This window comes from Priestia sp. YIM B13491 (assembly GCF_042787605.1).
GTDB classification, from domain to species: Bacteria; Bacillota; Bacilli; order Bacillales; family Bacillaceae_H; genus Priestia; species Priestia megaterium_E.
The window spans coordinates 362,722-389,077 of the sequence record NZ_JBHZOR010000003.1; the positions used below are offsets into that span (position 1 = coordinate 362,722).

Genomic DNA, 26,356 nt, shown 5'->3' on the forward strand with positions numbered 1-26,356 from the left:
AACAGGTCTTTTTTTATTTTTTCTAAAAGCTTCCATCTTTTCACCGTTTTTTCACTTTTCTTTTGTATACTAAGTTTGTCAAAGCAATTTCATCATTTTTCATAAATGACCCCTATTTATTCCCCGCTTTTTGTGAGCGGGGCTTTTTTTATAAGAAAAACATATTTTTCTCCTTGTTTTTCAAAAAAGCTTTTCTCTTTTCACCGTTTTTTCACTTTTCTTTTATATACTGTTCTTGTCAAAACAATTTCATCATTTTTCATAGATGTACCCTATTTGCACCCGCTTCTTGGAAGCGGGACTTTTTTTGTTTTCATACAAAAAAGCTTAACCCGGAGGTTAAGCTTTTTTCGTCTGCTTGCGAAGAACAAGCATCATAATTGTAATGATGGTAAACGCGATAAACGCTAAAAAAGGAATGGTGATAAACCCAAGCCAGTTAATATATTGACCTGAGCAAGGAACACCGCTTGTACACGTTTCAAATGCTTTAAGAGCCGGTATCTTCTGCAGGCAATAATGATAGCCTGAAAGCGTCATACCAATCACAGAAAACGGCAGAACGTATTTGTAGATGAACGTATCATTCCGGTACACGGCTACACCTAGCACAATCGCGAGCGGATACATTAAAATTCGCTGATACCAGCAAAGTTCACACGGGATAAAGTGAAGAACTTCACTAAACGTCAAGCTTCCAAGCATCGCGATAAGCGCTGTAATCCACCCGAAAACCAAAGACTTGTTCATTATTTGTTCTCCTTAGCCGCATCTTTGACCATTTGATCAAAGTCATCGATTGTTTTTCCTTCAAATTTTTTGCCGCCTACATAAATCGTTGGTGTACCCGTAATGCCTAAATCATTGGCTGTCTTCATATCTTGATCAAACGCATTTTTTCCTTTTCCGTCTTTAAAAGCACTCGCTACTTTTTTCGCATCGGCATCGCTAGATACTTCTTTCAGCGTATCTTCTAAGTAAGATTCCGTTAAGACATCTTTCTTTTCATCCGCTGCGTTTTGCTTTTTATAAAGAAGTTCATGGAATTTCCAAAATGTATCGTTCCCAAGCTCTTTGTATACCGTCTCGGCAAACTCTGCTGCACGAGAGGAGTCGTTGTTGATAAACGCATAGTTCATAAAGTAGAATTTCACTTTACCTGTATCCACATAATCTTTTTGAATCAGCGGGAAAAAAGATTCCGTGAAGTTTTTACAAGCCGGGCATTTGTAATCTCCAAACTCTACCACTTCTACCGGAGCTGACTCTTTTCCAAGATACGGCTGATTATCATATGTAAGAGCGGCCTTTTCATCTCCTCCGCCCTTTGACATATTCGAAAGGACGATTAATCCTAAAATACAGACCGCAATAATTCCAATCACCCAAAAAATCCACTTGCTTGAGGGCGTTTGCTGATTGGGCGTTACTTTTTTCTTTTTCTTTGCTTTTGACACAATCTCATCTCCTTCTTTTCTTTCTCTCTTACAAACTTACAAAGCTGTTAGAGCTGTAAAAATTAGCGCGCACAAAATAAAAAACACGTATAGCGACGTCAGCGTTAAAATAACAGGAGGCTGCATCGGCATTTTCGTTTCCGGATTTAAAATATATTGAATGCGATAATTAACCGACGTATCAGCAAACGATACGTGCGCACACGAAAGACTTGTCTGTCCCGTTTTAACCATTTTTAAAAGGGCGCTGCCGATGTGAGCAGACGTACCGTTTTTCACAATGGCATCTTGATCAGCCAGCACTTCACGCATGACTTTGAAACGTTTATGGCTCCATTTAATAAACGGAATATACCATAATGCAGAAGCAAGCGTGCTGAGTAAAAATGTTTTGAGCGGATCTTTGTTTGCAACGTGTGACTGCTCGTGATAAATAACAGCTTCTAGTTCATTTTCATCAAGCACTGAGAGCAACCCTGTAGACAGAACGATGTGCGGTGTAAACAACCCCATTGTTAATGCAATGGGCTGATCTGTTGTTAAAACTGTTACATTCTTTCCGTACGCTTTTTGCAGGCGAGCCGTTGTTGTTTCATTTCGCAGCTTCGTAATCATTTTACGGACTTTCCGCATTTGAATCACTTGCTTTACAGCTTTAATGAACAGTACAAACATCGTATGAAAAATAACCGCATTCAGCATGTATTCAATAAAAAACAAGCCGAAAAAGTGGGCTACTTTGTTACAAAGTAAAATTAAGTTAAACGATAAATTCCATCCAAACAGCAAATGCAGCACATACATGCCCATTTGCATAAGCAACGTCACGGCAATAAAAAAGCACAGGTTAAAAATAAGCTTAGAACGCTTTAGTATTCCTTGATTCATTGATTATTCATCCTTTTTTAACTGTTTGACTTTTGATTCGAGCATGCTTAACAGTGAATCATCGACCTCTTCTAACGCATCAAGCATATGAGTAACAGCAAGCGAGCCAAATTCGTCGATCAATTCGTGCGTTAACTCTTTCGACTGAGCGTCGATAAATTCCTCTTTAGAAAGAATCGGCTGATACATCGACGTACGTCCTTTTAAACGCTTTTGCAACACGCCTTTTTCCACCAATCGATTCATAACGGTCATAACGGTGTTGAAGTTCACTGCTTTTTCTTTCTCAAGCACGTGCTGCACATCTTTAATGGACATTTCACTTCCGTCCCATAAAGCCGTCATAATTTTTGCTTCCAGCGGGCCAAAAAAGCGATTAAGGCCGGTTTCGTTAAATTTGAATTTTTCAATTTTCATATTTGACACCTCACACTACTAATTGTAGTGTGAGGTGTCAAATCCGTCAACTTTTCCATGACAACTGCCTTACAATTGTCATAATCACTTTTTTACTTCGTCGGTTAAATGCTGAATGGATAGCACAACTGTATCGAGCTTGGCTTCAATTCGGTGAAGTAAATAAAGCGTCACCACAACGGGAAAACCAACGTCTGAGATAAGCGTAAACCACTCTGTCATCTTCCTCTCTCCTTTTAAAAAAGCCCTTCGCACCGAAGTGGAAGGACTTTCATTTTTAAATCGTAAATTCGGTTACATTTCGCTCGACAATTTGGGCGCCTTTTCTGCCAACGAGCGCTCCGCCGCTTGAAGTAAAGACATCGCTTGCGATCAGCGCGTTCATTGCTGCTGCAATGGCTGCTGCGTCTAACGTATCTTTTGGTGATTCAATCGATAGACTTACTGCTTTTTGTGACTCATTTAAAAACTGCATCGTTAAAGTTTTCATACTCTACCTCTTTTCTTATTTTAAAAGTGAAAACGTGACAACTTCGTTGATTTCAACAAGCGGCAGCGACTGCAGGCTGGCAATGGTTTCGCTTGCTGTAATGAGTGCATCTGCAGAACTTCCAGGCTGAATGTTCATATAGGATTTGGTCTTTAAATCGGGTTTTCCATCCTCTTTTATTCCTTGTTCTAATACTAAGCGAAGCTGGCTTGAATGCTGAATTTTTTCTGCCATCTTTTATTCCCCCTTTCACTTTATATATAGAAATGGAAATAGGAAAGAGGGATGATGGAAACATAAAAATTTTTGGTTTATAATGGGAGATAGTCTGAGTTAGAAAGAGGCTTTGGTAATGAGAAAGTGGAGCTTTTTATTTTTTGTTCTAGCATTCATGCATCCAGCTTCAGCACTTGCTGACGACGGTGCAGATGAAAAAAAGCTTGGTCCGTTTTACTACACGGTTTCTCATGATTATAGTCGAGAAAAATGGGATGTAGGGGTGTTAAATCAGCAAGACAAAACGAACATTCCTGAGACTGATTTGAACGATGAAACGCTAAAATTGTTTCAGCGTACGGTTGATGATTTAGCAGACCTCGCGATTCGATTTGCTGCTATGAGCGTACTGCTTGTATGTTCACTCGTTGTTTTTACGTACTTTCGCATTCAAAAAAAACGCCCTTTTCTCCGCTTGTTTTTTGTTTTTTCAAGCGTTGGCTTTCTATTTTGCGTCTATACATCATTGGAGTTATTTAAAAAAACTGAACAAGCAAAATCTTTATTTTACTTACTATGACTTGAAACCCAAAAAAACCAGCCGATCGGCTGGTTTTTTCATGCATTTCTTACGGTTATGTAGTTCTGTTCATACGTCATTTCTTCCGTTTGCTTTTGCTGCTCCAGATGGTAATAAGCAGCGCATACTCCTCCTAACCCAGCCAGTGCTAGGACAATTAGAAGTATGGATGTCGCTTTTTTCATTGCCTTTTCTCCCCTTATGTTTAACCCTACCTAGCAACGGCATCCGTAAAAAAGAGTCCCCTTTCTCTTCTTTACTTGCTCATTACTTACGAAAGATATTATCATACTTTTTTTCACTTTTGTCATTTTTTTAGTTATTGTCAAAAAATTGTATATTTTATCCTTGATTTAACGAGTGTTTAAGGAAGTCAATGGACTGGTTTTTTGAAAGGCCAAACGCTGTCACGATATAATCAACGTAGGCAAGAAGCTCCAAATTCCCTCCTAATTTTGTCGTTTTAAATGATCGATTAAATCGGTATTGCTTTTTATCTGAAAAGACGAGCCCTTCTCCTTCCAGAAATGTTTGAAATTGCTCATGCGGAAAGTAAAGCACATCGTTTCGAACGTTCTCTAAGTCAATGACAATAATCATATCTTCCAGCTCCGCTTTTAATTCCATCATACAATCGATGTATCCGCCGATGCAGCTGATTAAAGATGTGAGAAAAAAGGGTCCGTTTATATATTGAAACTGCTCAAAAATCGTCTCATCGATGTAGCTTGAAATCCTTGACTTTAATACGTCATGAATTTGTTTTGATTCTTCCATGTACGGAATAGGAATATGAAACTTAGCTGATCCGTTATAAAACTGCTCCCACGCAATTGTTTTATCATACGCATCAATCACATCTGTGCTTCGAAAAATGATGGATTCCGCTGAATAAGAGGCTTTAACAAACGGTGTATGCAGCATCACCGTACTTTCCTCGTCCAAACAATAGTGTTTGGGTTCGCTAGACTTGCTTAAAATATATTGCTTTAACCGTTCTTCTTCCATTTGTTCAACTAAATGCAAATCATATAGTGGCAGCACGTACATATTACACATCCCGTAATGAATATAGCTTTTCCCGTGCATCTGCCATTTTCTGTTATAGATAGACAGTTCTTTTGTGCAAAAGTCCTCTATTCGCTGCGTTTGATCCTCGGATTTTTGATAGAGTCGATCTAAATGATAGCGGTCATCGATTTCCGTAACAGGAGATGTGCCGCTTCCAATTCTTCTGTAAATTTTCCCGTAAGACATGTACGGAGGGTTCGGACCTTCAGGAATCCAAATAACAAAAACACCTTGCCCGGGGTGATCTTCAGGTGATAAAAAACGCGTAACGATACGAGGAATGGGATTGGTGACATCTTTAAGCATATTATTAATAAACAGCTCATATTCCTTGCGCTCGAGCAGGTTAATGGAATGGTCGTCTTCATCTACGCCAAAAATAAGCCACCCTCCTTTTTCATTGGCAAACGAAGCGATGATATTTGGGATTTTCCGTTTGACCGTTGAGCTTACTTCGCGCTTGAACTCAAGCTGATAGCCTTCTTCTAAATGTTTTTCCATCATGCGCTGCACATCTGAAAACTCAATTTCTCCAATTGTTTTTTTCTTTCCTTCTTCGCTTATAAATGGTGAATAAAACGATTCTTCGTTCACTTGTCTTCCCCTCCTCACCATTTCTATTTAACTTATCCATATGATGAGAAGTAAAAAGACAGTCATATTTCTTTGATTTTTTTCAAAAAACAAAGTTTTTACCAAATTAATCCTGTTTTATATTATGATAGAAAAAGAGGTGAAGAATATGATTGAAGCAATATTTTTAGACCGAGACGGAACCATTGGCGGCAGTAATGAAATACAATATCCAGGTGATTTTCAGCTGTTCCCCCAAGCAAAGCAAGCGATTATCGACATAAAGAAACAAAACATTCCGCTGTTTTCCTTTACCAATCAGCCCGATATTGCAAAAGGAAAGGTAAAGAAATCACAGTTTTTCTCTGAACTTTTATCTTTTGGATTTGATGATGTTTACCTTTGTCCTCATGAAGATTCGGACAATTGTTCGTGCCGCAAACCAAGGCCAGGCATGCTGTTAAAAGCAGCCGAGGAGCACAGCTTGAATTTGGCTAACTGCATCGTGATTGGCGACCGGTGGAAAGATCTCGTAGCGGCCCATGCAGCAGGGGCACAATGTATTTTAGTGTTAACAGGAGCTGGGCACGACACATTACATGCACGGGAAAAATGGGCTGACGTACAAGCAACCTTTATTGCAGCTAATATACAGGAAGCTGTTGAATTTATCTTTACATCACTGAGTTCACAGCTGATACTACCGCATTCACATACTCGTTAAACAGCTGATTATTCTGTAATAATTGTTCATACTGCGGAGTGGTGATTTCAAGCTGCAGTCCTTTATGCCGCTGATTGCCGTTGGCGATATTTCGAGGTGAAACGCCTTTTAAATGCACGGGCGTTTCACTGATCGGAAAACCTGAGAGCGCATGACGCACCGCTTTTTCTAACTCTTCGTCTCTTCCTCCGATATAAGTCGTGCAGACATCGCTATAGGCACCGTGAAGAGAAATCGTGACTTCTGATTTTTTAACAAGATGACGCGCCATTTCTTCATCGTAGTTTGCAGACGTAACATGCAATTCAAACGGATTTTCTGTTTTCAGCGTTTTAAATACGTACACGGTTGCATTCAGCTTTTCTGCTATTTTTTCCGCTACTTCTTCTGTCCCAATTTCCATCGTTCCTCCATGAATCGCAAGCACGACAATTTCCCTCCGGCGAATGACACATTCTATTTCGTAATCGATTCCGGCTCGTTCACACTGAGATAATTCTTGAAAACTTTGATACACATCCCTCATCCGTTTCTTCACACCTTTCTTTTATCTTAATATACCCAGGCTTTATTTTTCCTTTTTCTTCATATAGTAAAGGGATTAACCCTTTGTTTACTCATTTATTTTTGTTTTTATACTTTATATTTTAGTGTGCACAAAAATTTTTTTTGAAATTCGAAATAAAAGTATTGCCAAACAAACCGTCCAGACGGTAAAGTATTCTAGGGAAAATCAAAAAGGAGGAAATTCATGTGTCTACATTTGATGATATATTGCTTGCAGCTACGCAGGTTGTACAGCGTGACGGCGTTGGAAATTTGACGCTTGAAAAAGTAGCAAAAGAAGCCGGCGTCAGTAAAGGCGGTTTGTTGTATCACTTCTCTTCAAAAGATGAATTGATTAAGCAAATGCTGTATTCAGTCACAAAGAAATATGATGACGGACTAAACGTACAAGTTGAACATGACGATTCTCCTGGCAAATGGAGCCGGGCTTATCTCGCTGAGACGCTTCATGACCTTCAGCGTGAACAAGTGATGAGCGCGGGGTTACTTGCAGGTATTGCAACCAATCCTGAACTCCTGCAGCACTTTCAAAAGCAATACGAAAAGTGGCAACAGCACATTGAACAAGACGACATTGATCCAGTCCTTGCTACCATTGTGCGCTTAGCAGCTGACGGATTATGGTTCAGTCAAATGTTTGGGCTCGCACCCGTGGACCCAGACATGCAAAAACAGATTCAACAACAACTTCGGAAATTAACAGAGGAGGGTTTTCGATGAAAGCCTATTTATTTTTAGCGATTGCTATTAGTTCAGAGTTATTTGGTACATCTATGTTAAAAGCATCAAACGGATTTACAAAATTTTGGCCTAGTCTTGGTGTTTTATTAGGGTTTGGTCTTGCTTTCTATGCGCTTTCCACATCGCTTCAGCACATTCCACTCAGCGTTGCGTATGCCATTTGGTCTGGTGTAGGAACTGCTGTAACAGCTGTGATTGGCGTAGTCATTTGGAAAGAAAGCGGCAGTCTCACGATGGTATTTGGCATCGTATTAATCATTGCAGGAGTCATTCTTTTAAATTTAAAATCAGTGGCTCACTAAAAAAAGAGCCAGTAAATACTGACTCTTAAGCAAAGGAGGAAAATCGACTGTCTACTTATGAAAGTAGTATGTATCGTTTTCCTTTTTTTTATACTCTTTTATAGATTAAACGGGTCTAGGAATTTAACAGATGGATATTTGTCCTGGAACAAACGCCATACAAAATCGTTTTCAAACATAAGAACGGCATGTTTATCACGATCTTCTACTAGCATCACGCGAGAATCTAGCATGCGATCTTCAATTGTTGATTTGTCTACCCATTTTGCAATGTTATGAGACATGCGCGTGAATTCAAGATCGACGTTGTACTCACCTTTCATACGGTGTTCAAACACTTGGAACTGAAGTTCACCGACTGCTCCTAAAATATAATCTCCAAAGAACGGCGTACGGTAAAGCTGTACGGCTCCTTCTTGTACAAGCTGATTAATCCCTTTTTCAAAGTGCTTAGATTTCATGGCATTTTTCGCACGAACTTTTACAAACAGTTCAGGCGGGAACTTTGGAAGAGCATCAAATTCGAATACTTTTCCCTCTCCTACAATGGTATCGCCAATCTGATACGTACCCGAGTCATACAAGCCAATGATATCCCCTGGATACGCTGTGTCTACTGTTTCACGGCTTGATGCCAAGAACTGATGAGACTGAGCTAGCTTCATTTTACGGTTCGTTCTTGCTAACGTCACGTTCATTCCACGCTCGAATTTCCCTGAACATACGCGTACGAACGCAATGCGGTCGCGGTGAGCTGGGTTCATGTTCGCTTGAATTTTAAAGATGAAACCTGAGAAGTTTTCATCCGTAGGCTGAACGGTGCCATTCGTTGATTCACGAGGCTGCGGCGGTGATGTTAATTGTAAAAATGAATTAAAGAAAGACTGTACACCAAAGTTTGCAATCGCACTTCCGAAGAAAACAGGTGTTAACAGGCCTTGCTTTACTTTTTCAATTGAAAAATCATTACCTGCTTCGTCTAATAGAGATAAATCATCCACTAAGCCTGGTAAATACATTTCATCGACGTGTTTTTTAATTTCATCGTCGATATTTTCACCGTCAAAGTCTGCAAAATATGACTCTTTGTTTCCTTGGTATACTTCAATTTGTTTTGAAAAACGGTCATACGTTCCTTGGAATCGTTTCCCCATGCCAATTGGCCACGTTACAGGGTATGATTCAATACCGAGTACATCTTCAATTTCTTCAAGCAGCTCAAGCGGCTCTTTTCCTTCACGGTCTAATTTATTGATAAATGTTAGAATAGGAATACCACGCATACGACAAACTTTAAAAAGTTTAAGCGTTTGTGCTTCAATCCCTTTTGTTCCGTCAATAACCATGACCGCACTGTCTACAGCCGTTAAGGTACGATACGTATCCTCACTGAAGTCTTCGTGTCCTGGTGTATCCAAGATGTTAATAAAGTGATCTTTATACTCAAACTGCATAACACTTGATGTAACCGAAATTCCACGTTGTTTTTCGATTTCCATCCAGTCAGATGTAGCAAACTTACCTGATTTTTTTCCTTTAACCGTTCCGGCTGAACGAATCATTCCGCCCAGTAACAGCATTTTTTCTGTTAACGTTGTTTTCCCGGCATCCGGGTGAGAAATAATGGCGAATGTACGACGTGAATCGACCATCGTTTCTTGAAGTTGGTTGTTCATACGTTTTAAAATCCTTTCTGCTCTACAATTCCTATTTTCATCATTTCATTATACGCTTTTTTTATACTGCGTGACTAGTTTTTTTCATATTTGAATACTTCTACAAAATCAAAGAAATCGTCAACAAGGTGTAAAAAGCGAACAAGAAAAGACCCCTTTTATAAAAGGGGCCTTCTCCCAGTTTAGTTTAACGAACGACCAGAGAAACGTTCTGCTGATCGGCTTAAACTTTATAAAAAAAATTACTTTTGAACGTTAGCAGCTTGTGGTCCACGGTTGCCTTCAACGATTTCAAATGTAACTTCTTGACCTTCTTCTAAAGTTTTGAAACCTTCGCCTTGGATAGCAGAGAAATGAACGAATACATCGTCTTGTCCTTCTACTTCGATGAAACCGAAACCTTTTTCAGCGTTGAACCATTTTACTTTACCTTGTAACATATCTCTTTTCCTCCTTGTGTGACAATCCACACATTGTGTATTACTCTATTCCTGCTCTTACAATAAGTCAAGACGAACACTTCGAACTATCCTTACCGAACAAAAATAAGCACTTTTATTGTAACAAATCCTCCAAAAAATTTCAAAGGAATTTGCACATTCTTTTTGTTTGGTTTTATCCCTTACCTACAGCCTTTCTGCCCCTTTTTAAGCAGCTGAATGTGAACGCATTATTCGCAATTTTTCTTGATGTTTTTTCTTGTATAACGATCCTTTAAATGGATAACGCTATAGAGATAGATACTCTTTCTATTTATGAGAAAGCAGGTGACATCACAACTTATGGAAGACATTCTCATGTCCCTTCTTAGAACCTTTGTTTCTTTTATTATCTTAAGCATTACAACTTTCCTGATTGGAAAACAAATTAACACGCATAATAATCATTTTACATTTGCGATGTCCATCATCATTGGGTCGTTCATTGCAAATATGGGATTTGATTTAAAATTAAAATTTCTGCCGATGTTCGCTTCTTTTGCTTTTCTTGTGGCCATTCATTTTCTTTTAGCATCAACAGCTCTAAAAAGCAGGCGCTTGCGAAAATGGATTACAGGACGCCCGACGGTTATTATGGAAAAAGGAAAGCTTCTTGAAGCAAATATGAAAAAAGTCAAATATTCTATTGACGACTTGAATCAGCATTTACGAGAACTAGGAACGTTCAACATTGCTGAAGTAGAATTTGCTGTTTTAGAAGTAAGCGGAAAACTGTCGGTATTAAAGAAAACTGCTTATCAAAACATTGCCAAACAGGACGTTTTGTCTAAGCCGTTTAAAGAAATGAATTTACCGGTAGAACTCATCATGGACGGAGAAATTATTCATAAAAATTTAACATCTCAATATACGGAACAGTGGATTAACCTTGAGCTTTCAAATCGTCAGCTTCAGTTGAACCAAGTGCTGTATGCAGTTGTGTCAACAAACGGCATGCTCTATGTAGATGAGTATAAAGATCAGCTGTCCTCTCCTACAGACAGAGAATAAGGTTGAGACATAACTAAATTACGCCAATGTAAAGGCAGACAAATGAGGTGAATGAGTTCGTATGGATCGCTTGAGACATAGCTGTTAACTTCCGTGCAGAGCCTTGCTCTCCAATCAACAGCTAGAAGCAATTACATACATAAAACCTATGTTCACGACCACCATAAAAAAATCCGAACAAGTTCGATTCTTGATGGAGAATCAAACTCGTTCGGATAAAATGTGTTTGTCCCAGTTTTACTGTGCCATCTCTTCAAAGGTCCCTTCTTTCAAGCCATAGTAGTTCCGTTCAAATCGCTTTATTTCTTGATCATAGCGGCGTACTTTTGCATCGGCTAGCTGACGGCTTTGTTTTGTTTCTTCAAGCAGCTCGACCTGCTGATTAATTTGAAAAATAGTCGTCGTCAGCTCGTCTTGATAATTATAAATTTCATTTTGAATATCCACGCATACGGGCAAGCGATTTGCTAAAATAAAGTCCGTCATTTGCATAAGCACTTTTTTACGCTCTACTTCTTTCACTTTGCTTTTGACGGCTCGTTCTGCAGAACGGAACGTCAGCCTTACTTTAGAGAAGAAGTCACCTTTAATCGAAAGCTTGCGCTGCAGTTCTTCTACATCTTGTTTTAATGATTCATGCTCTTCAATCATTTTTTGAAGCACAAGCCCTCCGTTTAACGATGTGAGCTCCATTTCATCAAGCTGATGGCGAATGGCTGTTTTGAGCGTTTCAATTTGCTTCACCGTCTTTTTCTCCGTAGCGCGGAGCTGCTTAACATACTGCTCTGTTTTGTAAATAAAGCTGTCTAACCGTTCACGGTCAAACAGTGACTGCTCTTTCTTTTTCATATAATCTTGATACGCTGTGTGTACAGATGACCACTTGATCAGCAGAGACTGATAATTTAACAGCTCATCCTGATGCTCAAGCTTGTACGTCCACATCAGCTGAACAACTACTAATAACAGCGGTAAAAAAGTTCCAGCTTCTTTGCGTTTTGCAATAATTTCATGACTTTCAAAGCTCGCCATTAAAAACAGCGGCGCATTCATACTAAATAGCAGTGCTGGCGGGTAATTAACGGGAATAAAGATACTCATTACGGTTGCCATAAGGCCTGAAATAGCAGGGTATGCGTGCGGAGGAAGCTGTTTGTACAGTTCAATTGTCCCTTTTTTCTGCAGCAGTTTCACAAGTGCTTCCTGCTGATATTCTCCTAATGCATCAATCATTCTTTCCTGATACATGGGGGGCAGCTGTTCAATCCAATTCATCAGCTGCTGCTGAAACACAGCTTGCTGACGATTTGTAGCAATCATGTATTGCGAATCAATTAGATGAAAGAACAGTCGGATTTGATGGCGCATTACGTCTTCTAGCGTATGACAGCGTGCAATTGAAAACAGCTCATTGTATTTAGATACAAGCAAATTTCCAATGTTATCGCTTAGCTCGTACAGCTCGCCATTTGTTGTAGCATGGGAAACAGGAAGTTCAAAAAACTTCGCCATTTCAAGCAAAATATGCAGATGCATGTCTACTTCAGGCTGTTTTTCAAGCAATTTCATTTCTTCTACCAATGACGCTTGAAAATCCGTATGCTCCGTTTGCTGATACTGTGCTGACATTTCCCTATAAATGCGGTGGTCACATAACACATAAGCAGCTCTTAGGATATCGCCTTTAGACGTAAGCAACCCATACAATAACTGTTGTCCGTTCATCTTCACACCGTCCTTCATTAAATTTTCTTACTATAGCTTTCTATCATTTTATACTTTTTCTATAAATTCGATGCAATAGTTCAAATTTCCTGTTATCTTTCTTCTTGCTTCCTTAATACAAAGAGTGCCGTCCAACATGACATCAGTGCAGGCGGAATGGTCCAAGTCATATATCGCCACTCACCCGTCACAAGCGCCATAATGAAAAAGATGAGCGGAAAACCTATTAGTACTATGATGATACGTGCTCGGCTTACCGATTTTTTCATAGTGCATCGCCCCTTCTGTTCGTCCCTTATTCCTATAATACCCTTTCGCTTCTATAGCATTAAACACCTTTATAAACCGTTCGTACATTTCTTTGTTTTCTAGACAGTCTATGACATAAGTTTTAAAAAAGAACAGAGGATACCTCTTACTTTGGTGAATCTCGTAAGCAGCTTTTATGTTTTGACAAGCTAAATCGAGAAAAATGTGTTATGGTAAAAGAAAATTTCGTTTTTACTACCTACATTGAAACGAAAGGGTTGATCGTATGAACATTTTTTTGATTGGCGCAAGCGGCAGGACCGGACAGGAATTAATAAAGCAAGCGATTAAAAACGGACATTATGTAAAAGCATTTGTGCGAAATCCATCTAAGCTTAAGATAACGCATGCGAACGTACACATCATACAAGGCGACGTGCTTGATTATTATGAAGTGTGTCAGGCCATGCGAGGGTGTGATGCAGTAATTTCTTGTCTTGGAACCGAAAATCTAGGGCATTCTACCCTTTTAGTAGAAACGACAAATCTGCTGATTCAATGTATGAATGAAAACGGAATTCAGCGTATCGCCTACACGGCTTCTGCCGGAATCGACGGAGAAATTCCAGGCATGACGGGCTGGCTTGCTCAGCGTATTTTAAAAAATGTGCTTCGCGATCATCACGAAGCCGTGAAGCTCTTGAAGGTAAGCGGGCTCGACTGGACTGTTGCTCGGCCAATGGGTTTAACGAGCGGTCCATTAACTACGTATTATCGTATAGGAGAAGCTAGCATACCAGAAAACGGACGCAACATCAGCCGTTCTGACGTCGCTCACTTTCTTCTTCAAGCCGTAGAAAACAACAGGCATATAAAAAAATCACTAAGTCTTTCGTATTAAGTGTTCTAAAGGAGTGTTGATAGTGAACCTATCAAAAATTTTTCTGAAAATAAGTCTTGTACTTTTAATGGCATGCGTCTTTATTGAAGGTAATTTTCAGGTGGCGCTTGGCATCTTTGCTGCTGTTTGCATGCTTGTCATCATTTTTGCCAAGCCTCTTTCAAAATCGCTGCTTCCTGCTAATAAAAAACCAGGAAAAAAAGACCGCGAAACATTAATGATGGTCATTGGTGTCATCGTTTTTATTTCAGGAAGCTTTTTTATTGCGTAGTAGCATTGTAAAGAAAACAGGCTTAAATCCACATTTTTAATCATATAAAGGGCTGTGCTGTAAGTCGAATGTTCGGCTTATGACGCAGCCTTTTTTTGGTTTCATGAGGTCTCTTTTAGCAATAGCTTCTGTCTTTTATATACATACCATTCCATTATTTAAGCAAATTACCTATCAAACCCTCTTATGCTTTTTTCATCAGTTCACATAATATATGTAGAAGATGTCATAAGACAAGCGTCAAACGATTTGTATCTAGAAAAAGGAGGAAGATAAATGAAATGCCCCCATTGCGCTTATTCTAATCCGGAAGGGGTAAAATTCTGCTTAAATTGCGGCCATGAAATCGTGGACCACGACGAAAACTACAGCATATTCTACTTGTTTGCCCATCGTGTTGATAAAATTCCAAGAAATGAACGTTCGGTTGAACCTAAATTTCGAAATATATTCTCTCGAGTCTTCCGACAGCACAGTGAAATGGAAGCTGAACGGCTTTTTATTGTAGGAACAGGGCTTACGACTCCTAAAATAGAAGAAGTTGTAAATACATGGCCAAAGCCTTGGCTTTTTGCAAGAGTCTTTCTTATTGCGCTTGTTGCATACTTAGGACTATATCTAGGCGTAAGCTTATTCGAAAACATCAACTTTATACCCGGTCTTATTGTAGTCGGTGCTTTTGCAGTGCCATTTACTACGCTCATTTTCTTTTGGGAAATGAACGCTCCGCAGAATATTGCTATTTACAAAATTGTTTATGTCGTTTTTATTGGCGGAATCCTCTCACTTTTATTAGCACTTGTGTTTTATGATATTCTTGGAAATAACACAAACGTGATCGTGATTGGAATATGTGAGGAACTGGCTAAAGTTATCGCTGTTATTTATTTTGTACGCAATCTTAAATATAGATATATCCTTAACGGACTTCTCTTAGGAGCTGCAATAGGAGCTGGTTTTGCTGCTTTTGAAACCGCTGGCTATGCTTTGCGAGCACTTCTTTCCGGCAGCTTTCACATGCTCTATTCTACAATACTCTGGCGCAGTATTTTTGCTCCTGGAGGACATGTGGCTTGGGCTGCCTTGACTGGCGCTGCCATCTGCATCGTGCAAGGAGATAAGAAATTTCAGTGGAACATGTTGATAAAACCCAAATTTCTTGGTGTATTTTTGCTTGTCGTTTTTATGCACGCTCTTTGGGACTCACCTATACTAGGTATTTTCCCAGCGGGACATACGATTTTAACGGTTATATTATGGATTTTGGTATTCAGTATGATTCGTATTGGGCTAAAAGAAATCGCGGATAAAAAGTTGGAGTTGACCCACTACAAAGAAAAGCCTACACCCTCATAGGAAATATTCAGCGTACGTTAAGCTGCTCGTTTTAACTTTTTATTACCTTTATGTTTCATTTTAAAAATTGTTGTTACAAATTGTAAAAAACAGTATTCAAATTACCTGGACATGGTATGATAACCTAAATAACATGAAAGGGTGACTTGGTGGATGAACCTAACTGAAATTAAGCATATGATAGCAAATTTAGTAAATTATAGAGATAGCGACATTACTCATACTCTTGCCAATAGGTTTACACTAAGTTATTCAAAACAATTAAACAGTTTTCAAATCTTCGATGTTGAAAACGATATCATTTATCGTTATGAGGAACTAGAAACAACTGCGTTAGCTCTGTTTAACATGGTCCATAATCTTCCTGAAACTATTTACAGACATACTAATTCGTTTGAACAAGTTTAAAGCAGCAAAAAAAAGCTCATTTATTAACTAACATGAGCTTTTTTTGCCGGTGCTTATCTATTTTAGTTATTTATAACCTTCTTCAAAAGAAGAATATCCTTTTTAATTGCCCGTCTAATTTCTTCAACTTTACAGCGTTTGTATTCTTGTACTAAGCGATAGAGCTCTCGTTTAAATAAAAATTCATCTTTTTGGTTACTCATAGCAGCATACCCCTTATTAGCTTTCTATCACAAGCGATTAAAGAAAGTATTCCCTGTTCTTCTTGTAAAAAACAAATAAACTAACAAACAGATGTAAAAAAGCTCGTTATCATGCGCTTACAGGAATGGCGAGATGTGCTTTGCTTTAGCGAAATGAAAGAATTTCGCTAAAGCAAATAAAAAACATTGACTATTATCTCCCAGTCAATGTTTTTTATTTATTTTAGCTTTGTTTAATTAAAGTCGATTCACATACTTTTATGCATTCATATCTCCTAAACCTGGAGCATGCTCATTTGGCATTTCAGATAAATGAGGGACTGGAAAAGCTTCCGGTGGAGGTGTTACGCTCAAGTCTCCGCCATTTCTGCTTGGCGTCTGTCCTTGAAATATTTCTCCCATTCGATGCGGATCTAACCTAAAATCAAATTGCGTGTTATGATACCCCATCTCGACAAATTTTCTGCATTCAGGGTATTTGTTAATATCATAATTTGGTACAGGGAATAGTTTTCCCCAGTCCACGCCTAATGTTTCAAGAGCTTTTGCAAACGCATTTTGATGAGCATTATCTCGAACGATTAAGAAACCTAGCGTTTCTCTTAACGTTTGGTTAGAACTCATTTCGTATATTCTTGTTTTTTGTAAAACGCCGGTTGATTCTAATACAACGTTATTCAGCAAATCAGCCACTAGATTTCCGTGATTATAAACCCACGAGCCGTTCCATGGATTTCCGCCCGCATCTACTGGCAGTGAGCTTTGAGCGCCCATGATATAGTGATGAGGATTAGCATGTTTTACGGCTTCATCAAGAGGAGCCTGATCTGAACCTTGACTTCCTACCCCGGCTCCGCCAGATTCATCTAACAATGCATTAATGGTATTTTGAACGAGTTCTACATGAGCTATTTCTTCTAAAAAAACACCTTTCATTAAATCGCGATACTGCGTCTCTTTTCCTCTGAAGTTAGAGCTTTGAAAGAAATATTGCATCATCGTCCGCATTTCACCAAACTGCCCGCCTAAGGCTTCTTGCAGTACCTTCGCGGCCGCAGGATCGGGCTTATCCGGTTTAATGCCATTGATTAATCCTTCTTTGTAATAATACATATCAAACACTCCTTTTACTGACATTACCTGATTGTTTTCTTAAACTAACATATGCACATACCTACTGTTTCCCTATGCGCCTTTTTTATTCTAGATATTAAAAGGTAACTTGATTGAAACACGTGGATAACACCCTTTGTTATAGGCAAAAAAAAAGACCTCTCGCACATATCGAGGGCCTTTCTTTCTTTTATTTAGAGGAAACTTTTTTACGAGTTAAATCATGATGCAACGAAGTATCAGGAATTTCCGGATTGGGAACCTGTCCCTTTGCTACAGGATCTTTGATATATACATATTCACCGCTTCCGTCTGGGGCACTTCCAGTAGCCCACGGTCCCTCTTCTGATTCAGCGCCTTCTGAGAGGTTCCAAAACTCATAAGCTTCTGGCTGTGATTCTTTTTCAGCCTCAGGAGGGAAAGATGCAGGAACAACTACTCCATTTTTTTCTTCTAGTTCGTTTATAGCTTCCATCCACTGATACTGGTGATAGCGATCACGCGCTAGCATTTTGCGGAATGTCGCGCGTACACCTTCATCTTTTGTCATATGGTATAACCTAGCTACTTGAAGTCTACCTTGGCTTTCTGCATGCAAGTTCGAACGCATGTCTGCTAATAAATTGCCGCTTGCTACGATATATGAACCGTTCCATGGAACTCCATTTGAATTAGTAGGCAAACCACCAAGGCCGCTCACTAATAAATGCTGAGGATTAATTCCTCCCATGATAGCTGCTGTTGCAGGATCTTTCGCAGCTTCTGCTTGATCTTCTGGAGATGCTCCATCAAGTAATTGACTAATAAGTGAACAGAGCATCTCTACGTGTCCAATTTCTTCTGTACCTATATCCATCAGCATATCTTTATATTTCTCTTCTCCTCGACAGTTAAATCCTTGAAAGAGGTATTGCATCATTACCGTCATTTCACCGAATTGTCCACCTAGTACTTCTTGAATCTGGCGAGCAAGCATCGGATCCGGGCGATCTACTTTGACTTCAAATTGCAGTTCTTTTTGATGACCAAACATGTTAACTCCTCCTTTAATATACTAAATTCCTTTTAGAGATTTTTTCCTCTTTTTTCCGTTCCCTCTCGCTATTCAATTAATCACTAAACTTGTATCTTTTTCCTACTGGAACGAAAATGGATAAAATCACCTATTAATAAACTTAATTTAATAAGTAGAAAGACACCTAAAGAGAAAGAAATACCTGCGCTTTGCTCTTTAGTATTCGTTCAGTTTATAACGTTTTATAGTCAAAACCACTGCCAGACAGAAAAATGTTCACTTAAAAATGAGATTGAGACATAACTAATTACTTCAATCAACAGCTAGAAGCAGCTGCAGATATGAAACCTATATTCTCTCCACCACAATAAAAAATCCGAATGATTTAATTAATCATTCGGATTTACTTTCAATTAAAATACTTTTGTTTCAGTTTCTCTTTTCTCTATTACTTGTCTATACCTGCTTTGATTTCTTTAATCATGCCAGCCATTGACTCAAGGCCTCCTCCAGATAAATACCAAAGGCCTGGATCAAGATACACAACGTGATTGTTTTTCACCGCGTTGATTTCTTTTACATACTTGTTTTCAACAATTTGTTTAGCAGATGATTTTTCACCAATCGCTGCACCGCGGTCAACGACGAATAAGTAGTCTGGATTTTGCTTAACTAAATATTCGTATGAAATGCTTTGGCCGTGCTTAGCCGATGGATCTAAACTGTCGTCTGCTGCTTTGATACCGAATACGTCGTGGATTAATCCGTATTTAGAACCCGGACCAAACGCTGTCATTTTGCTGTCATTTGCCATCATTACAAGCGCTTTTTTATCTAGTTTGTCCGCTTGTTTTTTCAAATCTGCAATTTGCTTATCAATTGCTGCTAGCTCTTTTTTCGCTTGATCTTCTTTATCAAAAATTTGTCCTAGTACTTTTGTATTTTCTTTAAATGACTTCATATAGTGCTGGTTGTCCGTATCGATATAGATCGTCGGCGCAATTTTTGAAAATTCATCAAATGAATCCGCTTGGCGGCCTTGAATAATAATTAAGTCTGGCTTTAATTCTGCAATTTTTTCAAAATCAGGTTCTTTTAAGCCCCCTACATTCGTATACTTATCATCTTGATACTTTGATAAATACTCAGGAATCGCTTGTTTTGGCAAGCCTGCTACTTCAACCCCTAGTTTATCTAGTGTATCAAGTGCACCCATGCTGAATACTACAACTTTTTTAGGATTTTTCTTAATTTTAATTCCGTCTTTATTGAACTGATCGGTTACTGTTACCGTCTCTTTTTGCTTACTTTCTCCACCTGTTGTTTCTTTTGCTCCTTGATTACCGCAAGCAGCTACAACAATCGCAGTTAAAACTGCTACAAACATTACTAACACTTTTTTCACTTTCGTCACCTCATGAATAAATTTTATGAAAAATACACGCAAATACGCTGTCCGTTAACCGTTTCGATTGGAATATCCATATCGTATATATCCTTTAATACAGACGTTTGAATGATGGTTTCTGTTGGGCCTTCACGGATTACTTCACCGTTTTTAAGCGCCACGATGTAATCCGAATAGACAGACGCAAAATTAATATCGTGAATGACAATCACAATCGTTTTGCCTAAGTCTTCTACAAGACGTTTCAACAGCTTCATAATTTCAACAGAATGCTTCATATCTAAGTTATTGAGCGGTTCATCTAAGAAGATATACTCCGTGTCCTGTGCGATGACCATGGCGATAAAAGCCCGCTGACACTGTCCCCCGCTCAGTTCATCCAAGTATTTATCTTGAATACTTTCAAGCTTCATGTAACTCAGCGCCTGATCAACCGCTTGTTCATCGCTTTTTGTTAACCGGCCTTTTGAATAAGGAAACCGGCCAAAATTTACGAGTTCACGTACGCTAAGCCTGATATTCAGCTGATTGGACTGTTTTAAAATACTCATTTTTTTGGCTAAATCTGAGCTGTCAATATTCTCTATATTTTTTCCTTCTATTGATATTGATCCTGAGTCGGCTTTAATGAGACGGCTCATAATTGAAAGCAGCGTACTTTTCCCCGCTCCGTTTGGACCGATAAATGACGTGATTTTCCCTTTTGGAATCACGACGGATGTTTTTTCTAAAACGGTTTTCTCTCCGTATGTTTTACTGACATTTGTTACTTCTACCATGATTTATTCTCCTTTAGCAGCAAATAAATAAAGTAAATTCCGCCGGCAAAGTCAATGATGACGCTCAGCGTGGTGCTGAAGGTGAACACTTTTTCAACGATAAATTCTCCTCCGACGAGGGCTATAACACTAAGCAGAAGTGATCCCATCATTAAATAGGTGTGCTTGTACGTTTTGAACAGCTCTCTCGCAAGGTTCACAACAAGCAGTCCAAGAAAGGTAATCGGCCCAACTAACGCTGTAGCCACTGAGACAAAAATGGCGATCACAATCAGCATTTTTTTGACGAGCCCGTCATAATCAATCCCTAAATTTACCGCATGTTCTCTCCCTAGCGACAGTACATCAAAAATGGATGTAAAGCGCCACACGTAAATGCCAAGCAGGATAAATATGACGGCTGCTATATATAGCAAATCGGTATTCACATTGTTAAAGCTTGCAAATGATTTATCTTGTACAACTTGAAATTCATTCGGGTCAATCAGCATTTCCATAAATGAAGACATGCTTTTAAATAACGTGCCGAACACAATTCCAACCAGTAAAATAAAGAAAATATTCTTACCGGCTTTTTTGAACATCAGTATGTAAAGCAAGACCGAAAAGATAATCATCAGCGAAACGCAAAGAAGAAAGTTAAGATTTTTGTTCATGATGACAATATTCGTCGAGCCAAAAATGTACACAATAAACGTTTGCAGAAATAAATACAGTGAATCCAGTCCTAGAATACTAGGAGTTAGAATTCGGTTATTGGTAATCGTTTGAAAGATAACGGATGAAAACGCAATGGCTCCTCCGGTTAAAACAATCGCAGCGACTTTTTCAATTCTTCGCGGCAGCGTGTACTGCCAGTAGCCTAAATCGTAGCTGATAAACAGCGCCACTGATAAAACGGCCAGCGCGGCGAGAATGATGATTTTATGTTTGTTATGCATAACGACCTCTCCTTATCAGCATAAAAAGAAAGATCGCACTTCCTATTACACCGACCATTAGCCCAATAGAGATTTCATAAGGGAAAATAATGACTCTGCCTAAAATATCGCACGCCAGTACGAACACAGCTCCAAGCAGCGCTGTATGAGGCAGGCTTTTTCGCAAATGATCTCCACGGTAAATCGATACGATATTTGGAATGATTAATCCTAAAAAAGGCAGCATGCCAACGGTCAAAATCGTAATTGACGTAATAAGCGACACAATGACTAATCCAATGTTTACGATTTGTTTGTATTTCACACCTAAATTGATTGAAAAGCTTTCTCCCATACCAGCAACCGTGAACTTATCTGCGTAAAGATAAGCAATTATTAAGAGCGGTATACTCAGGTATAAAAGTTCATATCTCCCTTTGACTACTAGCGAAAAGTCGCCTTGCAGCCATGAAGAAAGGTTTTGAATCAAATCGTATTTGTAGGCGATGAAGGTAGCTAAGGAACTTACGATACTGCCGAGCATTAAACCGACTAGCGGAATATAAATCGTATCGTTAAATTTAATTCTGTCTAGTATTCTCATAAACAATAGATTGCCCGCCAGTGAGAAAATAAAAGCAATGCTCATTTTTAATAGAGGACTTGCTGAAGCAAATACTAGTAGAGAAATCAACACACCAAGTCTTGCCCAGTCCATCGTTCCTGCCGTTGTTGGAGATACAAACTTATTTCGCGTAATTTGCTGCATAATTAATCCGCAAATACTAAGGCTCATTCCCGCCATAATAATACTCAAAAGCCTAGGAAAACGACTAAAAAACAGCGTTTGGCTTTCTTCTTTTGTTAAATGAAACAGATCCATCGCTGACAGATCTTGTACTCCTACAAAAAGAGACAAAATCGATAGTACAGCAAACACAAGAATTAACTGATAAAACTTCAACTTTCCTTGCTCCTTTCTTTCATCTAGAAGTCTAGTTATCTCCTCCTCTACATCATATGTAAATGATTATCATTATCAATTGACTTTCTTTATCATATCATTATTCTCTAAATAATCAATGGTTTTCTTAAAATTTAAGCAAAAAAATGCCTTAACAGATGGATCTGTTAAGGCATTTCAAGGTTTAATTAGACTTAAAAATAGCTATTTCTCTCTTCATACATAAGAGATCGAAACAACTACATACATGAAATCTATGTTCACCATAACAACAAAAAAATCCGAACCATTAATAACTATTAATGGTTCGGATTTAACTTTAAGTAAAATACTTTTTGTGGAAGTCCCTCTGTATCAATATTACATATATATGAAATATATGTTTATATTTGAAAGAAATCTACTTATTTTGCAAATACATGGTTTCCGATAACTGCCGTTACTTGCTGCGTTGCAACCCATTGGCTTTCAGCGATTTTCGGATTATAGAAAAACAGTGCATCGTTTTCATGCGGGTTTGATAATGCTTCACTTACCGCTTGTTTTGATTCTTCTGATGCAGGCTGATTAATTGCTCCGTTTGCTACTGGTGAAAATTGATATACGCCGTTTCCTAGCTGCTGATAAATAACGTCGTGAATGTTATTTGGGAATTCCGGTGAAGCTACACGGTTTAATACCACAATTGCTACCGCTACTTTTCCTTGGTACGGCTCACCTTTTGCTTCTGCCTCTACTAATCTAGCTAGTAAATCTTGATCTTGTGCAGAAACCGATGTAGACGGAGCAGTTTGTGCCGGCGCCGGTGCTTCTCCTTGAAGTTTTAATGTTTGTCCGATGGTAATGATATCACTTTGTAAACCGTTAACAGCTTTTAACTGATCCACAGTCATGCCGTTTTGTGTTGCAATATGATATAACGTTTCGCCTTGTGCTACTGTATGTACAGATGTTGCCGGGCTAGCGGCAGGTTGTGCTTGTCCCTGGTCAGGAATCGTTAATGTTTCTCCAACGTAAATCATGTCGTTTTGGCGGTTATTAGCACCTTTCAGCTCATCTACCGTAACCCCATTTTGTTGGCCAAGCCCCCACAAGGTATCTCCTTTTACGACTTTGTGCGAAGCTGCTGCTGATGCTGTTCCTTGACTTGCTAGAAATGCTACAGACGCTGCAGAAGCAACTGCCCATTTTTTTACACGTTTTTTACTCACAAAAACTACCTCCTAAAATTTGAACCTGTTATTACCTTAGCACATAGATTCGCCTTTTCATTAAAAAAAACAGTAACATTTGTTCTAATTGGATTAAGTTTCTTACAGTGCCATTCATTATGTTACAACTTTTACATGACCCTTAAAGAATATGTAGAAATATGACGATTTCATTGCGAAACGAGCTTTTTATCTGTTTACTTACATTCCTCTTTCTGTAAAAAACTTGATTTAATTATGATTAATCGCAGAGATAAAAAGGAAAACAGCAGTCAAATAGAGAAATAGTGTAACTATTGAGGAATGATTCAGCGCTTCTTTGTCAATTTACGTTTGTTTATTAATAAAGGAGGTCTATTTGGATGTGTGCAAATAAAATGTATGTGACGTATAACACGGAGAAACCGGCTATTACAATTCAAGGAGCTTTTTATCATACGGGAGGAACGCAGGAAGAGTTTTTGCGGGAATTCAAGTACTGGCTTGAATCTCACGGCTGGTCATTTATGGGCGTAACAAATGAAACAACGATGACAACGGCGAACAAAGAGTTAAAAGAAACGATGGAACAGCATAAAATAGAAGGCAAAAAAGTTCAAAGACTAGAAGATTTATAACGATTGCTTCTATGACCCTTCACACATGTCCAAACGCCAATATGTAAAAAAGCCTTTAGATGAGCTAAAGGCTTTTTTACATTAACGAGAAAGTGCGACCACCTTTTGATTTTCTACTCTCTCTTCAACAGGCTTTCTCATTTCTTTTTCCGTCCATACGCCAATGCGTTTTTGTCTTTTCCCAAGAGGCTGTTTTTCACATGCATAGCAAATTTCTGAAATATCATCAAAATGAGCTAACGACATCTTTATCCCTCCTTTTCTAAATATACACAGGCAAGTTAGTATGTTTCTTCCCTTATTTTCCAAAGCTAAACTGCTTCTTCTTATATTTAAACAATTTATAAACAAACGGAATAAATAATTTCTACTTCATTATCATTTAGATTGTTTTATTTAGATATAGACGGGTAAACACAAACTATCCCACCTCACACTTTGAAGTTTGAAACTGTCACGTAAAAAAGCTGCTTTCTATCCATTACATGGATAGAAAGCAGCTTTTTTATATTTTTTTCTTTTACTAGCTGTAAAATCTAAGGATACTCTTAGAAAACGAACGGCTATACTCTTATTGATGCTCTCCTATTCCAAATACTTCTGCTACATGATTTTCTAATTTATGCTTGTAGTGATCAATGTTTGGATGTTTGACTACGTCATGAATAGAGTAAGTTGGAAGTGGACTCATACCGACGTACTGATTCATTTTATGCAAATGCATAATGGCTTCGTCTAAACTTTTTCCTTCATAGAAAGCTTCGTCATTGTCGAAAATAGCTTCCGGCGCATTCCATGTGAGAGAAAACATGTATTTTTTCCCCGTTAATAAGCCGCCTCGCCCGTATTGATTGGAACCTTTAAAGAAAATGTTATCCATATACACGCGATCAATATATTGCTTAAACTTTCCAGGAATGCTGAACCAGTAAATAGGCGTCTGCATAATCACACCATCAGCCCATAGCCACTTTTCAATTTCTTCTTCTACTTCGTAGCCTTTATCAACCACCGTTGTTTTAATGTCAAATTGATCAGTGAGTAAATGCTGCATTTCGTTAAAAATCGTTTGATTTAACTCTCCTTTTGATTTTTTATAATACTCGTGTCCATTAATGATTAATACGTTTTTCATGCTGACCTGCTCCTTTCCAAAATCCTTGTTTCTTTATCTTCATATATCTGTATACCCATAAAAACTACTTACCTATCAGTACTATCTCTTACTTTGAAGTAACATAGGCACCTAGAAGTCCCTTTTTAAACACCCTTATGATTTCCTAAACAAAGAAAAAAACAAGGTCTAATTTACTGATTTCCTAGAAGATGTTTAACGTGCATAAAGCAAATCGTTTTTTAAAATCAGTTCTTTTAACCCAATAAAAAAGACTGGCGAATTAAATTCCGCCAGCCTTTTTTCCTTTTTTTATTTCGGTTCGCCTACTTCATTTAACGGATAGTAGCGAAACTGCACTTTTCCGATAACTGATTTTTGTGGAATGAAGCCAAATGCTCGTCCATCATGACTTACAGGACGGTTGTCCCCCATTACAAACAGTGAATTTTTCGGTACCTTCACTTTGCCATCAGTTGCAGGCAGCGTTTGAAGCGTAAAATCTTCCGTGAATTTTTCATTAGGTGCAAGAGATTTTTTAGATTCTTTTAAATACGGCTCTTTATAAGCTTTACCGTTAATATATAGAACGTCGTTTTTCATTTCTACCGTATCTCCTGGAAGTCCAATTACACGTTTAATATAATTTTCATCTGCATCCGGTGCATGAAATACAATCATATCAAAGCGATCAACATCACTGATTTTATTTAAAATAACGCGGTTTGAATCTTCAAACGTTGGATACATCGATTCACCGTGAACTGTAGTTGGCGCAAATAAAAAATGGCGAACTCCCACTACAATAACCAATGCAATAACAATGGACTTAATCCATGAAAACACTTCTTTTTTTACGTTATTTTTGCTCATCTCAAAACATCCCTTACGTCAAAATATACTTTCATCA

34 protein-coding genes are annotated in these 26,356 nt (G+C 38.4%); 9 read left to right on the plus strand and 25 right to left on the minus strand.

What is annotated here, in order from left to right:
- Nucleotides 1–339 precede the first annotated feature (339 nt).
- From ACFX4E_RS12790 to ACFX4E_RS12820, 7 genes are all read right to left on the minus strand, one after another.
- Nucleotides 340–750, minus strand: a complete 411-nt coding sequence (locus tag ACFX4E_RS12790) for a disulfide oxidoreductase (RefSeq protein ID WP_098432216.1) — start codon at nucleotides 748–750, stop codon at nucleotides 340–342.
- On the minus strand, nucleotides 750–1,457 hold the full coding sequence (locus ACFX4E_RS12795) for a DsbA family protein (RefSeq protein ID WP_377259016.1): 708 nt from the start codon (nucleotides 1,455–1,457) through the stop codon (nucleotides 750–752). Before ACFX4E_RS12795 ends, ACFX4E_RS12790 begins: the two co-directional genes overlap by 1 nt.
- A 36-nt stretch (nucleotides 1,458–1,493) precedes the next feature.
- Nucleotides 1,494–2,345 (minus strand): M56 family metallopeptidase, encoded by an 852-nt coding sequence (locus tag ACFX4E_RS12800; RefSeq protein WP_028409247.1) that lies wholly within the window; start codon nucleotides 2,343–2,345, stop codon nucleotides 1,494–1,496.
- 3 nt (nucleotides 2,346–2,348) lie between these two features.
- Complete coding sequence (locus ACFX4E_RS12805) at nucleotides 2,349–2,762, minus strand: BlaI/MecI/CopY family transcriptional regulator (protein WP_028409248.1); 414 nt, start codon at nucleotides 2,760–2,762, stop codon at nucleotides 2,349–2,351.
- Nucleotides 2,763–2,846: 84 nt separating this feature from the next.
- Nucleotides 2,847–2,984, minus strand: a complete 138-nt coding sequence (locus tag ACFX4E_RS12810) for a YvrJ family protein (RefSeq protein WP_013083928.1) — start codon at nucleotides 2,982–2,984, stop codon at nucleotides 2,847–2,849.
- Nucleotides 2,985–3,039: 55 nt separating this feature from the next.
- Nucleotides 3,040–3,252, minus strand: coding sequence for a DUF2922 domain-containing protein (locus tag ACFX4E_RS12815; RefSeq protein ID WP_028409249.1), 213 nt, complete (start codon nucleotides 3,250–3,252; stop codon nucleotides 3,040–3,042).
- Between the two features lie 15 nt (nucleotides 3,253–3,267).
- A complete protein-coding gene (locus ACFX4E_RS12820; protein WP_013057868.1) occupies nucleotides 3,268–3,486 on the minus strand; it encodes a DUF1659 domain-containing protein in 219 nt (72 codons plus the stop codon).
- A gap of 118 nt (nucleotides 3,487–3,604) precedes the next feature.
- On the opposite strand from ACFX4E_RS12820, the gene ACFX4E_RS12825 reads away from it, so the two are divergent.
- Nucleotides 3,605–4,048: a hypothetical protein gene (locus ACFX4E_RS12825; RefSeq protein ID WP_028409250.1), complete on the plus strand. Its 444-nt coding sequence runs from the start codon at nucleotides 3,605–3,607 to the stop codon at nucleotides 4,046–4,048.
- Nucleotides 4,049–4,086: 38 nt separating this feature from the next.
- On the opposite strand, the gene ACFX4E_RS12830 is transcribed toward ACFX4E_RS12825, so the two are convergent.
- Both ACFX4E_RS12830 and ACFX4E_RS12835 read right to left on the minus strand, forming a co-directional pair.
- Nucleotides 4,087–4,233, minus strand: a complete 147-nt coding sequence (locus tag ACFX4E_RS12830; RefSeq protein ID WP_165351766.1) for a hypothetical protein — start codon at nucleotides 4,231–4,233, stop codon at nucleotides 4,087–4,089.
- Between the two features lie 157 nt (nucleotides 4,234–4,390).
- A complete protein-coding gene (locus ACFX4E_RS12835) occupies nucleotides 4,391–5,713 on the minus strand; it encodes an AlbA family DNA-binding domain-containing protein (protein ID WP_028409251.1) in 1,323 nt (440 codons plus the stop codon).
- 148 nt (nucleotides 5,714–5,861) lie between these two features.
- Between ACFX4E_RS12835 and ACFX4E_RS12840 the strand changes: the two genes are divergently transcribed.
- Nucleotides 5,862–6,416 (plus strand): HAD-IIIA family hydrolase, encoded by a 555-nt coding sequence (locus ACFX4E_RS12840; RefSeq protein ID WP_098965183.1) that lies wholly within the window; start codon nucleotides 5,862–5,864, stop codon nucleotides 6,414–6,416.
- Here ACFX4E_RS12840 and ACFX4E_RS12845 read toward each other — a convergent pair.
- Complete coding sequence (locus ACFX4E_RS12845) at nucleotides 6,367–6,942, minus strand: poly-gamma-glutamate hydrolase family protein (RefSeq protein WP_028409253.1); 576 nt, start codon at nucleotides 6,940–6,942, stop codon at nucleotides 6,367–6,369. The genes ACFX4E_RS12840 and ACFX4E_RS12845 overlap by 50 nt on opposite strands.
- A gap of 227 nt (nucleotides 6,943–7,169) precedes the next feature.
- Here ACFX4E_RS12845 and ACFX4E_RS12850 point away from each other — a divergent pair, with 227 nt between their 5' ends.
- Together ACFX4E_RS12850 and ACFX4E_RS12855 are read left to right on the plus strand one after the other, a co-directional pair.
- Nucleotides 7,170–7,703, plus strand: a complete 534-nt coding sequence (locus ACFX4E_RS12850; protein ID WP_034276194.1) for a TetR/AcrR family transcriptional regulator — start codon at nucleotides 7,170–7,172, stop codon at nucleotides 7,701–7,703.
- Nucleotides 7,700–8,026 (plus strand): DMT family transporter, encoded by a 327-nt coding sequence (locus tag ACFX4E_RS12855; protein ID WP_013057875.1) that lies wholly within the window; start codon nucleotides 7,700–7,702, stop codon nucleotides 8,024–8,026. The genes ACFX4E_RS12850 and ACFX4E_RS12855 overlap by 4 nt, the downstream gene beginning before the upstream one ends.
- Before the next feature lie 98 nt (nucleotides 8,027–8,124).
- Here ACFX4E_RS12855 and ACFX4E_RS12860 read toward each other — a convergent pair whose 3' ends face one another.
- Complete coding sequence (locus tag ACFX4E_RS12860; RefSeq protein WP_016764821.1) at nucleotides 8,125–9,702, minus strand: peptide chain release factor 3; 1,578 nt, start codon at nucleotides 9,700–9,702, stop codon at nucleotides 8,125–8,127.
- Nucleotides 9,703–9,944: 242 nt separating this feature from the next.
- Nucleotides 9,945–10,142, minus strand: coding sequence for a cold-shock protein CspD (gene cspD / locus ACFX4E_RS12865; protein WP_013057877.1), 198 nt, complete (start codon nucleotides 10,140–10,142; stop codon nucleotides 9,945–9,947).
- 327 nt (nucleotides 10,143–10,469) lie between these two features.
- Here cspD and ACFX4E_RS12870 point away from each other — a divergent pair, with 327 nt between their 5' ends.
- A complete protein-coding gene (locus ACFX4E_RS12870; protein WP_231504525.1) occupies nucleotides 10,470–11,192 on the plus strand; it encodes a DUF421 domain-containing protein in 723 nt (240 codons plus the stop codon).
- A gap of 237 nt (nucleotides 11,193–11,429) precedes the next feature.
- Here the strand turns inward: ACFX4E_RS12870 and ACFX4E_RS12875 are convergent, their stop codons facing one another.
- Both ACFX4E_RS12875 and ACFX4E_RS12880 read right to left on the minus strand, forming a co-directional pair.
- Nucleotides 11,430–12,917: a hypothetical protein gene (locus ACFX4E_RS12875; protein ID WP_377259019.1), complete on the minus strand. Its 1,488-nt coding sequence runs from the start codon at nucleotides 12,915–12,917 to the stop codon at nucleotides 11,430–11,432.
- Between the two features lie 92 nt (nucleotides 12,918–13,009).
- Nucleotides 13,010–13,186 carry a hypothetical protein gene (locus ACFX4E_RS12880; protein ID WP_162871486.1) on the minus strand — a complete coding sequence of 59 codons (177 nt, stop codon included), beginning with the start codon at nucleotides 13,184–13,186 and terminating at the stop codon, nucleotides 13,010–13,012.
- 266 nt (nucleotides 13,187–13,452) lie between these two features.
- On the opposite strand from ACFX4E_RS12880, the gene ACFX4E_RS12885 reads away from it, so the two are divergent.
- The 3 genes from ACFX4E_RS12885 (at nucleotide 13,453) to ACFX4E_RS12895 (ending at nucleotide 15,694) form a co-directional block, all read left to right on the plus strand.
- A complete protein-coding gene (locus ACFX4E_RS12885; protein WP_028414459.1) occupies nucleotides 13,453–14,067 on the plus strand; it encodes an NAD(P)-dependent oxidoreductase in 615 nt (204 codons plus the stop codon).
- 22 nt (nucleotides 14,068–14,089) lie between these two features.
- Nucleotides 14,090–14,338 carry a hypothetical protein gene (locus ACFX4E_RS12890; protein ID WP_013083940.1) on the plus strand — a complete coding sequence of 83 codons (249 nt, stop codon included), beginning with the start codon at nucleotides 14,090–14,092 and terminating at the stop codon, nucleotides 14,336–14,338.
- A gap of 276 nt (nucleotides 14,339–14,614) precedes the next feature.
- Nucleotides 14,615–15,694 (plus strand): PrsW family intramembrane metalloprotease, encoded by a 1,080-nt coding sequence (locus ACFX4E_RS12895; RefSeq protein ID WP_328152958.1) that lies wholly within the window; start codon nucleotides 14,615–14,617, stop codon nucleotides 15,692–15,694.
- A gap of 470 nt (nucleotides 15,695–16,164) precedes the next feature.
- On the opposite strand, the gene ACFX4E_RS12900 is transcribed toward ACFX4E_RS12895, so the two are convergent.
- The 8 genes from ACFX4E_RS12900 to ACFX4E_RS12935 form a co-directional block, all read right to left on the minus strand.
- The gene (locus tag ACFX4E_RS12900; RefSeq protein ID WP_013057884.1) at nucleotides 16,165–16,305 is read right to left on the minus strand and encodes a hypothetical protein; all 141 of its coding nucleotides are present in this window, start codon (nucleotides 16,303–16,305) and stop codon (nucleotides 16,165–16,167) included.
- 258 nt (nucleotides 16,306–16,563) lie between these two features.
- A complete protein-coding gene (locus ACFX4E_RS12905) occupies nucleotides 16,564–17,418 on the minus strand; it encodes a manganese catalase family protein (protein WP_013057886.1) in 855 nt (284 codons plus the stop codon).
- 190 nt (nucleotides 17,419–17,608) lie between these two features.
- Nucleotides 17,609–18,451, minus strand: coding sequence for a manganese catalase (locus tag ACFX4E_RS12910; RefSeq protein WP_377259022.1), 843 nt, complete (start codon nucleotides 18,449–18,451; stop codon nucleotides 17,609–17,611).
- A 430-nt stretch (nucleotides 18,452–18,881) separates the two neighbouring features.
- Nucleotides 18,882–19,838 carry a siderophore ABC transporter substrate-binding protein gene (locus tag ACFX4E_RS12915; protein ID WP_377238361.1) on the minus strand — a complete coding sequence of 319 codons (957 nt, stop codon included), beginning with the start codon at nucleotides 19,836–19,838 and terminating at the stop codon, nucleotides 18,882–18,884.
- A 23-nt stretch (nucleotides 19,839–19,861) separates the two neighbouring features.
- A complete protein-coding gene (locus ACFX4E_RS12920) occupies nucleotides 19,862–20,620 on the minus strand; it encodes an iron ABC transporter ATP-binding protein (RefSeq protein ID WP_028409263.1) in 759 nt (252 codons plus the stop codon).
- Nucleotides 20,614–21,561, minus strand: a complete 948-nt coding sequence (locus ACFX4E_RS12925; RefSeq protein ID WP_060746379.1) for an iron chelate uptake ABC transporter family permease subunit — start codon at nucleotides 21,559–21,561, stop codon at nucleotides 20,614–20,616. The genes ACFX4E_RS12920 and ACFX4E_RS12925 overlap by 7 nt, the downstream gene beginning before the upstream one ends.
- Nucleotides 21,554–22,504 (minus strand): ABC transporter permease, encoded by a 951-nt coding sequence (locus ACFX4E_RS12930; protein ID WP_013057891.1) that lies wholly within the window; start codon nucleotides 22,502–22,504, stop codon nucleotides 21,554–21,556. Before ACFX4E_RS12930 ends, ACFX4E_RS12925 begins: the two co-directional genes overlap by 8 nt.
- Before the next feature lie 404 nt (nucleotides 22,505–22,908).
- Nucleotides 22,909–23,715, minus strand: coding sequence for a cell wall hydrolase (locus tag ACFX4E_RS12935; protein ID WP_097822769.1), 807 nt, complete (start codon nucleotides 23,713–23,715; stop codon nucleotides 22,909–22,911).
- A 362-nt stretch (nucleotides 23,716–24,077) separates the two neighbouring features.
- On the opposite strand from ACFX4E_RS12935, the gene ACFX4E_RS12940 reads away from it, so the two are divergent.
- Nucleotides 24,078–24,332: a hypothetical protein gene (locus tag ACFX4E_RS12940; RefSeq protein ID WP_013057893.1), complete on the plus strand. Its 255-nt coding sequence runs from the start codon at nucleotides 24,078–24,080 to the stop codon at nucleotides 24,330–24,332.
- A gap of 81 nt (nucleotides 24,333–24,413) precedes the next feature.
- Here ACFX4E_RS12940 and ACFX4E_RS12945 read toward each other — a convergent pair whose 3' ends face one another.
- The 3 genes from ACFX4E_RS12945 to lepB all read right to left on the minus strand — a co-directional run bounded on the left by ACFX4E_RS12945 (nucleotide 24,414) and on the right by lepB (nucleotide 26,319).
- A complete protein-coding gene (locus tag ACFX4E_RS12945; protein ID WP_013057894.1) occupies nucleotides 24,414–24,578 on the minus strand; it encodes a hypothetical protein in 165 nt (54 codons plus the stop codon).
- A gap of 325 nt (nucleotides 24,579–24,903) precedes the next feature.
- On the minus strand, nucleotides 24,904–25,467 hold the full coding sequence (locus ACFX4E_RS12950; RefSeq protein WP_377259025.1) for an NAD(P)H-dependent oxidoreductase: 564 nt from the start codon (nucleotides 25,465–25,467) through the stop codon (nucleotides 24,904–24,906).
- A gap of 291 nt (nucleotides 25,468–25,758) precedes the next feature.
- Nucleotides 25,759–26,319, minus strand: a complete 561-nt coding sequence (lepB, locus tag ACFX4E_RS12955) for a signal peptidase I (protein WP_025751067.1) — start codon at nucleotides 26,317–26,319, stop codon at nucleotides 25,759–25,761.
- Nucleotides 26,320–26,356: the final 37 nt, after the last annotated feature.